Origin of the sequence: Kineococcus deserti (genome assembly GCF_050871945.1) — a bacterium.
Taxonomy (GTDB): domain Bacteria; phylum Actinomycetota; class Actinomycetes; order Actinomycetales; family Kineococcaceae; genus Kineococcus.
Genome location: NZ_JBJLSI010000031.1, coordinates 54,880 through 61,524 on the forward strand (window position 1 = coordinate 54,880; position 6,645 = coordinate 61,524).

Annotated in this window: 6 protein-coding genes; 2 read left to right on the forward strand and 4 right to left on the reverse strand. The window is 72.6% G+C overall.

Going from position 1 to position 6,645, the window contains the following annotated elements:
• Positions 1-59: 59 nt before the first annotated feature.
• The 4 genes from ACRYR2_RS19825 to ACRYR2_RS19840 form a co-directional block, all read right to left on the reverse strand.
• Complete coding sequence (locus tag ACRYR2_RS19825; protein WP_432564609.1) at positions 60-1,106, reverse strand: NAD(P)-dependent alcohol dehydrogenase; 1,047 nt, start codon at positions 1,104-1,106, stop codon at positions 60-62.
• A 65-nt stretch (positions 1,107-1,171) separates the two neighbouring features.
• Positions 1,172-2,926: a GspE/PulE family protein gene (locus tag ACRYR2_RS19830; RefSeq protein ID WP_432564610.1), complete on the reverse strand. Its 1,755-nt coding sequence runs from the start codon at positions 2,924-2,926 to the stop codon at positions 1,172-1,174.
• The gene (locus ACRYR2_RS19835; protein WP_432564611.1) at positions 2,923-3,579 is read right to left on the reverse strand and encodes a DUF1003 domain-containing protein; all 657 of its coding nucleotides are present in this window, start codon (positions 3,577-3,579) and stop codon (positions 2,923-2,925) included. Before ACRYR2_RS19835 ends, ACRYR2_RS19830 begins: the two co-directional genes overlap by 4 nt.
• Complete coding sequence (locus ACRYR2_RS19840) at positions 3,572-4,879, reverse strand: magnesium transporter MgtE N-terminal domain-containing protein (protein WP_432564612.1); 1,308 nt, start codon at positions 4,877-4,879, stop codon at positions 3,572-3,574. The genes ACRYR2_RS19835 and ACRYR2_RS19840 overlap by 8 nt, the downstream gene beginning before the upstream one ends.
• A 65-nt stretch (positions 4,880-4,944) precedes the next feature.
• On the opposite strand from ACRYR2_RS19840, the gene ACRYR2_RS19845 reads away from it, so the two are divergent.
• Together ACRYR2_RS19845 and ACRYR2_RS19850 are read left to right on the forward strand one after the other, a co-directional pair.
• Entirely contained in the window at positions 4,945-5,547 is a 603-nt protein-coding gene (locus ACRYR2_RS19845) for a Dps family protein (RefSeq protein ID WP_432564613.1), read from the forward strand.
• 166 nt (positions 5,548-5,713) lie between these two features.
• Complete coding sequence (locus tag ACRYR2_RS19850; RefSeq protein ID WP_432564614.1) at positions 5,714-6,520, forward strand: YflT domain-containing protein; 807 nt, start codon at positions 5,714-5,716, stop codon at positions 6,518-6,520.
• Positions 6,521-6,645: the final 125 nt, after the last annotated feature.

Consider the following 6,645-nt stretch of genomic DNA (forward strand, 5'->3'; position numbering starts at 1 on the left):
GTCGCCCAGGACGCTCTGGAGCGACGGAGACTGTTGTTTCCGCGCGGAGGGAGGGCGCGTCAGAGAGAGGGGACGACGACCGCGCGGCCGGTGAGGGTGCCTTCGTGGAGGCGCTCGTAGGCCTTCGGCGCGTCGGCCATCGCGAAGGTCTCGGTGTGCACGTCGAAGACGCCCTGGTGGGCCAGCTCGACGAGTTCGATCAGCTCACCGCGCGCACCCCAGTACGGCACGGTGACCGAGGTCTCGTAGGCCTGCCGGAAGAACCCGACCTGGGCGGCCGCCGGCTTGCTGGAGATCCCGACGATGGTGACGTCGGACTCCACGGCGGCCACGGCCATGGCGGTGTCGATCGTGGGCTGGGCGCCGACGAAGTCGAGCACGAGGTCCGCGCCCCTGCCGCGGGTGAGCCCCCGCACCTTCCCGGCCGCCGCGGCGTCGGACAGCACGACGTCGTGGGCGCCGACCTTCGTGGCCAGCTCCAGCTTCTCGTCGGTCACGTCCAGGGCGATGACGCGAGCCGGCGACAGGGCGCGCAGGATCTGGATCGCGAGGTGGCCCAGGCCCCCGGTGCCGATGACGACGGCGGTCGAACCGGCGCGCAGCTTCGGCAGCGAGCGCTTGATCGCGTGGTAGGGCGTGAGGCCGGCGTCGGTCAGCGGCACGGTCTTCACGGGGTCCAGGTCGCCGATGGGGACCAGGTGGCGCGGGGAGTCCACGACCATGTACTCGGCCAGCGCGCCGGGGGCGCCGAGGCCAGGCGGGTTGATGCCCAGCTCACCGGCGCGCGGGCAGTAGTTCTCCTTGCCCTGCGCGCACAGGTGGCAGGTGCCGCAGCCCCACGGCCCGTAGACGACGACGTTGGTGCCGACCTCGATGCCCTCGGCACCCGGGCCGAGCTCGACGACGCGGCCGGCGCCCTCGTGACCCAGCGTCAGCGGCAGGCCGTAGACGTACTGGTCCTCCGGCAGACCCATGATGAAGTCGTCGGAGTGGCAGATCCCGGCGGCCGTCACCTCCAGCAGCACCTGCCCGGGACCCGGTGCCGGCTTCTCGACCTCCACCACTTCGGGCTTGCCACCGATGGTCCGGTACTGCACTGCGCGCACGGCCAGTTCCTCCTCGACGAGTTGGTTCGACGTCGAGGAGGCTACTCCTGAAAGACAGGTGTCGATCAGCCGGCGGTGACGCGGATGACCTCCTCGAACGTCGTCTCGCCGCGCATCGCCTTGGCCAGCGCCGAGGCGCGCAGCGACTTCATGCCGATCCGCTCGGCCTCCTCCAGCAGCGCCGACTCCGTCGCGTCGTGCATGAGCACCTTGCGGACGCTGGGGGTCACGTCCAGGACCTCGTAGACGGCGGTCCGGCCGCGGTAGCCCGACCCGCCGCACTCGGGGCAACCGGTGCCCTTGAGCGGGGTGGCGTCCAGGATGTCCTCGATCGTCAGGTCCAGCAGCGCGAGGGTGTCCTCGTCGGGGATGTAGCCGTCGGCGCAGGAGTCGCAGGGCTTGCGGACCAGTCGCTGGGCGATCGCGGCCGTCAGCGAGGAGGCCACCAGGAACGGCGCGGCGCCCATGTCGACCAGACGCGTCAGCGCCCCGACGGCCGAGTTCGTGTGCAGGGTGGAGAGCACGAGGTGACCGGTCATCGACGCCTTGAGCGCCAGTTCGGCCGTCTCGGTGTCACGGACCTCACCGATGAGGACGATGTCGGGGTCCTGGCGCAGGACCGAGCGCAGACCCGCCGAGAACGTCATCCCGACCTTGGCGTGCACCTGGACCTGGGTGATGCCGGGCAGCTGGACCTCGACGGGGTCCTCGAGCGTGATGATGTTCTTCTCGGGCGTCATCGTCGCGTGGATCGCGGCGTACAGGGTGTTCGTCTTGCCCGAACCGGTCGGGCCGGTGATGAGCACCAGGCCCTGCGGCACCGACAGCGCCTTGGTGAAGATCTCCAGCTGCTCGGGTTCGAACCCCAGCGACTCCAGCGACGGCACGTCGTCGCCGCGGGTGAGCAGACGGATGACGATCTTCTCGCCGTGCAGGGCCGGCAGCGTCGAGACACGGCAGTCGATGGCGGCGCCGTCGACCACGACTCGGGTGCGGCCGTCCTGGGGGATGCGGCGCTCGGAGATGTCCAGGCCGGAGATGATCTTGATGCGGCTGATGACGCTGGGCGCGACCCGCTTGGGGGCGCTCATGACGTCGCGCAGCAGGCCGTCGACGCGGAAGCGCACGCGCAGCTGGTCGCGCTGGGACTCCAGGTGGATGTCGGAGCAGCGCAGCCGCACGGCGTCGGACAGGATCCGGTTGACCAGCTTGACGATGGGGGCGTCGTCGTCGACCGAGCCGTTGAGCGCGGCCAGCGGGTCCTCGTCGTCGTCCTCGGTCGCGTCCTCGACCATCCGGGAGACCTGCGAGGTGTCCTCGGTCAGCGACCAGGCGCGGGCCAGGTGGTCGCGGATCTGGGAGTCCATCGCCACGACGACGTGCAGCTCGGGCGTGCGGGTGTACAGCTTCACGTCGTCCAGCGCCAGGACGTTCGTCGGGTCGGCCGCGGCGACGAGCAGGTACTCCGGCGTCCTGTCCAGGACCAGCACGCGGCAGCGCTCGGCGACGGCGCGCGGCAGGATGCGCACGACGTCGGGGGCCAGGTTGATGCGCGAGAGGTCGACGTGCTCCAGGCTCAGCAGCTCGGCCAGGCACTGGGCCAGCTCGGCCTCGGAGACCATGCCGAGCTCGACGAGGATCTGACCCAGCCGACGGCGCGGGCCCTCGACGTTGCGCTGTTCGGCCAGGGCGACCTCGAGGTCCTCGGGGACCAGCAGACCCTTCTCGACGAGCACGTCGCCGAGGCGCTTGCGGACCTGGGTGCCCTGCGGACCCGGCGCAGCGGCGGGAGTGCCGGGGGCTTCGTCGAGAGTCGTCACCCGTTGGGTGTCGGCAGCTCACCCTCCGCACTTGAGTTCGGGACCACCTGGGCGGGAGCGGCTTCGGCGGCCTTCGCCCGCTTCTTGGGGTTCTTGCCGCCCTTGCGCTTGGCGTCGCGCGAGGGCGTGACCGTGCCCTCCTCGCTCAGCTCCTCCAGGATCGAGCGCAGCTCCGACCGGACGAAGTCGCGGGTGGCGACGTCGCGCAGCGCGATGCGCAGGGCCGCGACCTCGCGCGTGAGGTACTCGGTGTCGGCCAGCGCGCGTTCGTCGCGGGAGCGGTCCTGCTCGTTCAGGACGCGGTCGCGGTCGTCCTGCCGGTTCTGCGCCAGCAGGATCAGCGGGGCCGCGTAGGAGGCCTGCAGCGACAGGATGAGCGTCAGCAGCGTGTAGTTCAGCGCGCGCGGGTCGAACTGCACGCTCTCGGGGGCGAAGGTGTTCCAGGCCAGCCAGAGCGCGACGAACGCGCTCATGTAGACGAGGAACCGGCCCGTGCCCATGAACCGCGCGAAGGCCTCCGAGGCGCGGCCGAACGCGTCGGGGTCGAAGTCCGGCCGGGACAGCAGTTGCCGCCGGTTCTCGCGGGGGGTGTCCAGCGAGACGGTGCGGTGGCGGTCGCGACGGCGCTCGCGGTGCTCCCTGCGGTCAGGCACGGGTGGCCTCCTTCCCCGACGGTCCCTCGAAGACCTCCTCCTCCGCCTCGCGCCAGTCCTCCGGCAGCAGGTGGTCGAGGACGTCGTCGGCCGTCACGGCGCCGAGCAGGTGTCCGTCCTCGTCGACCACCGGCAGCGAGACGAGGTTGTAGGCGGCCAGCTGCCGGGTCACCCCCTGCAGGCCCTCCGTGGGGGACAACGGGTCGATGTCGGTGTCCAGGACCAAGCCCAGCGGCGTCTGCGGCGGCTCGCGCAGCAACCGCTGCAGGTGCACGGTGCCCAGGTAGCGCCCCGTCGGGGTCTCCAGCGGCGGCCGGCACACGTAGACCGCCGTGGCCAGCGGCACGTTGAGCTCGGTGCGCCGCACGTGCGCCAGCGCCTCGGCCACGGTGGCGTCCGGGGCCAGCACGACGGGGTCGGTCGTCATGAGACCGCCTGCGGTGTAGTCGTCGTAGGCCAGCAGCCGGCGGACCGGGTCGGCGTCCTCGGGGTCCATCAGCGCCATGAGGCGTTCGGCCTGCTCGGCGGGCAGCTCCGACAGCAGGTCGGCGGCGTCGTCGGGCTGCATCTCCTCCAGGACGTGCGCGGCGCGGTCGCCCTCCAGCGCCGAGAGGATCTCGATCTGGTCGTCCTCGGGCAGCTCCTCCAGGACGTCGGCCAGCCGCTCGTCGTCCAGGGCCGCGGCGACCTCGCGCCGGCGTTTGGGGGTCAGCTCGTGGATGACCTCGGCCAGGTCGGTCGGTTTGAGCTCCTCGAAGGCGGCCAGCAGGTTCGTCGCACCCTGGTCGAGGTCGGGGGAGGCCAGCCCGATGACCCCGCCGACGACGGCGTCGACGTCGACGGTCATCGTCTCCCCGCGTCGGCGCAGCCGGCCGGACAGCCCCCGCGGCGTGGTGCCGCGGCGCACGAACAGCTTGGTCAGGTGCCAGTCGCGGGCCCGGACCGGTTCCAGGCCCAGGTCCTCGATGGTCGCCTGCCCGCTGCCGTCGGCCAGGTCGACCGTGCGGTCCAGCAGTTCGGCCAGCAGCAGCGTCTCGGTGCCGCGCTGCTCGAAGCGGCGCATGTTCACCAGGCCGGTGGTGATGACCTGCCCGACCTCGATGGAGGTGACCCGCGTCATGGGGACGAACACCCGCCGCCGGCCGGGGACCTCGACGACCAGACCGATGACGCGCACCGGCCCCCGGGGACGCAGCATCCCCACGACGTCGCGGATGCGGCCGACCTGGTCCCCCTGCGGGTCGAACACCGCCGTGCCCGCCAGGCGGGCGGCGAAGACGCGTGTGCTGGAGCCGGTCACACGCTCCAATCTAGGGGTTGACTTTCCGGCATGCGGCAGGCCCGGTGCCCTCCTACCGTGGCGCCATGGCCAAGGAGAGCAAGAAGATGAAGGCTGAGGGCACCCCCTCCTACACGATCCCCGGGCTCACCCCCGAGCAGGCCGCGCAGATCGGGACGATGCTGCAGGACCGTCTCAACGCGCTCACCGACCTGCACCTGACGCTGAAGCACATCCACTGGAACGTCGTGGGCCCGCACTTCATCGCCGTGCACGAGATGCTCGACCCGCAGGTCGACGCCGTGCGCGAGATGTCGGACACGACGGCCGAGCGCATCGCGACCCTGGGCCTGTCGCCCGTCGGCACGCCGGGTGCGCTCGTCGCCGACCGCGCGTGGGACGACTACTCGATCGGCCGCGCGGGCGCCATCGAGCACCTCGGGGCCCTCGACCTCGTCTACGCCGGGGTCATCGCGGACCACCGCAAGGCCATCGACGCCACCGAGGAGCTCGACCCGGTGACCCAGGACATGCTCATCGCCCAGAGCGCCCAGCTGGAGCAGTACCACTGGTTCGTCCGCGCCCACCTGGAGACCGCGGGTGGGCAGCTGGTCAACGCCGGCGCCGAGACCGAGGTCGAGGCCACCCGCCAGACCGGTCGGGCCGGCGTCAAGCGCCGGAGCGCCTGAGCCCCATCCGGGAGGTGTCCGGGGCCACGCCGGGTCTTCGCCGGCCCCGGGCACGTCGCGGCACGCCGTGACGTTGGGCAGGATGTCGGTGATCTCCGCCTGGGGGATCCGATGCCGATTCCGCGCCGACGTCGCGGGACGGGCCAGGAACGGTGAGGAAGTCGTCATGTCGAACCTCGGGCCCATGGGCGGTCCGCAGCGGATCAGCACCCCCACCCCGCCGTCGGGGGAGGCGATCGGCCGCTACGCCACCTACTCGGAGGCGCAGCGGGCCGTCGACTTCCTGTCCGACGAGCACTTCCCCGTGCAGAACGTGACGATCGTGGGCAACGGCCTGCAGATGGTCGAACGCGTCACCGGCCGCCTGACCTACGGGCGCGCGGCCGGCGCCGGCGCGGCCTCGGGGGCCTGGTTCGGTCTGCTCATCGGCCTGATGCTGTCCGTCTTCGGTGGCGGCGGGACCGGCGCGCTGCTGACCGGCGTCCTCGTGGGCGCCGGTTTCGGCATGCTGTTCGGCGTCATCTCCTACGCCCTGACCGGTGGCCGGCGCGACTTCACCTCGAGCTCGCAGATCGTGGCCTCGGAGTACACGGTGCTGTGCCTGCCGCAGCTGGCCGGGCAGGCCCGTGAGGTGCTCTCGCGACTGCCCAACGGCCTGGGCCGCGGCACCGGTCCTGCCGCCGGGGGCTCGCAGGGGTCGGCGCCGTGGGGGGCCCCCGACCCGGGCGCCCGGCCGTGGGGTCCGCCCGCGCAGCAGCCGCCGTCGGCGCCGCCGTCGGGGTACCTGCCGCCGCCGCAACCGGGCACCGGTCCGGCCGACCAGCCCCCGCCGCCGTCGTTGCAGAAGGCTCCCGAGCCGGAGATGGACCTGTCCGGGCCCACCTACGCGGAGAAGATGGAGGAGGCGCGGCGGGCTCGTCGCGCCGCCGAGCAGAAGGCGCGCGAGGAGCAGGAGCGCTCCGGGGGCGAGTAGCCGCGGTCCTGGGGGGGGGGGGGGGGGGGGGGGGGGGGGGGGGGGGGGGGGGGGGGGGGGGGGGGGGGGGGGGGGGGGGGGGGGGGGGGGGGGGGGGGGGGGGGGGGGGGGGCGGGGGGGGTGGG

Bases quoted from the DNA above. Each gene is read 5' to 3' on its own strand.
- ACRYR2_RS19845 (WP_432564613.1), top strand. From the start codon at position 4,945: ATGGCCAAGGAGAGCAAGAAGATGAAGGCTGAGGGCACCCCCTCCTAC.
- ACRYR2_RS19850 (WP_432564614.1), top strand. From the start codon at position 5,714: ATGTCGAACCTCGGGCCCATGGGCGGTCCGCAGCGGATCAGCACCCCC.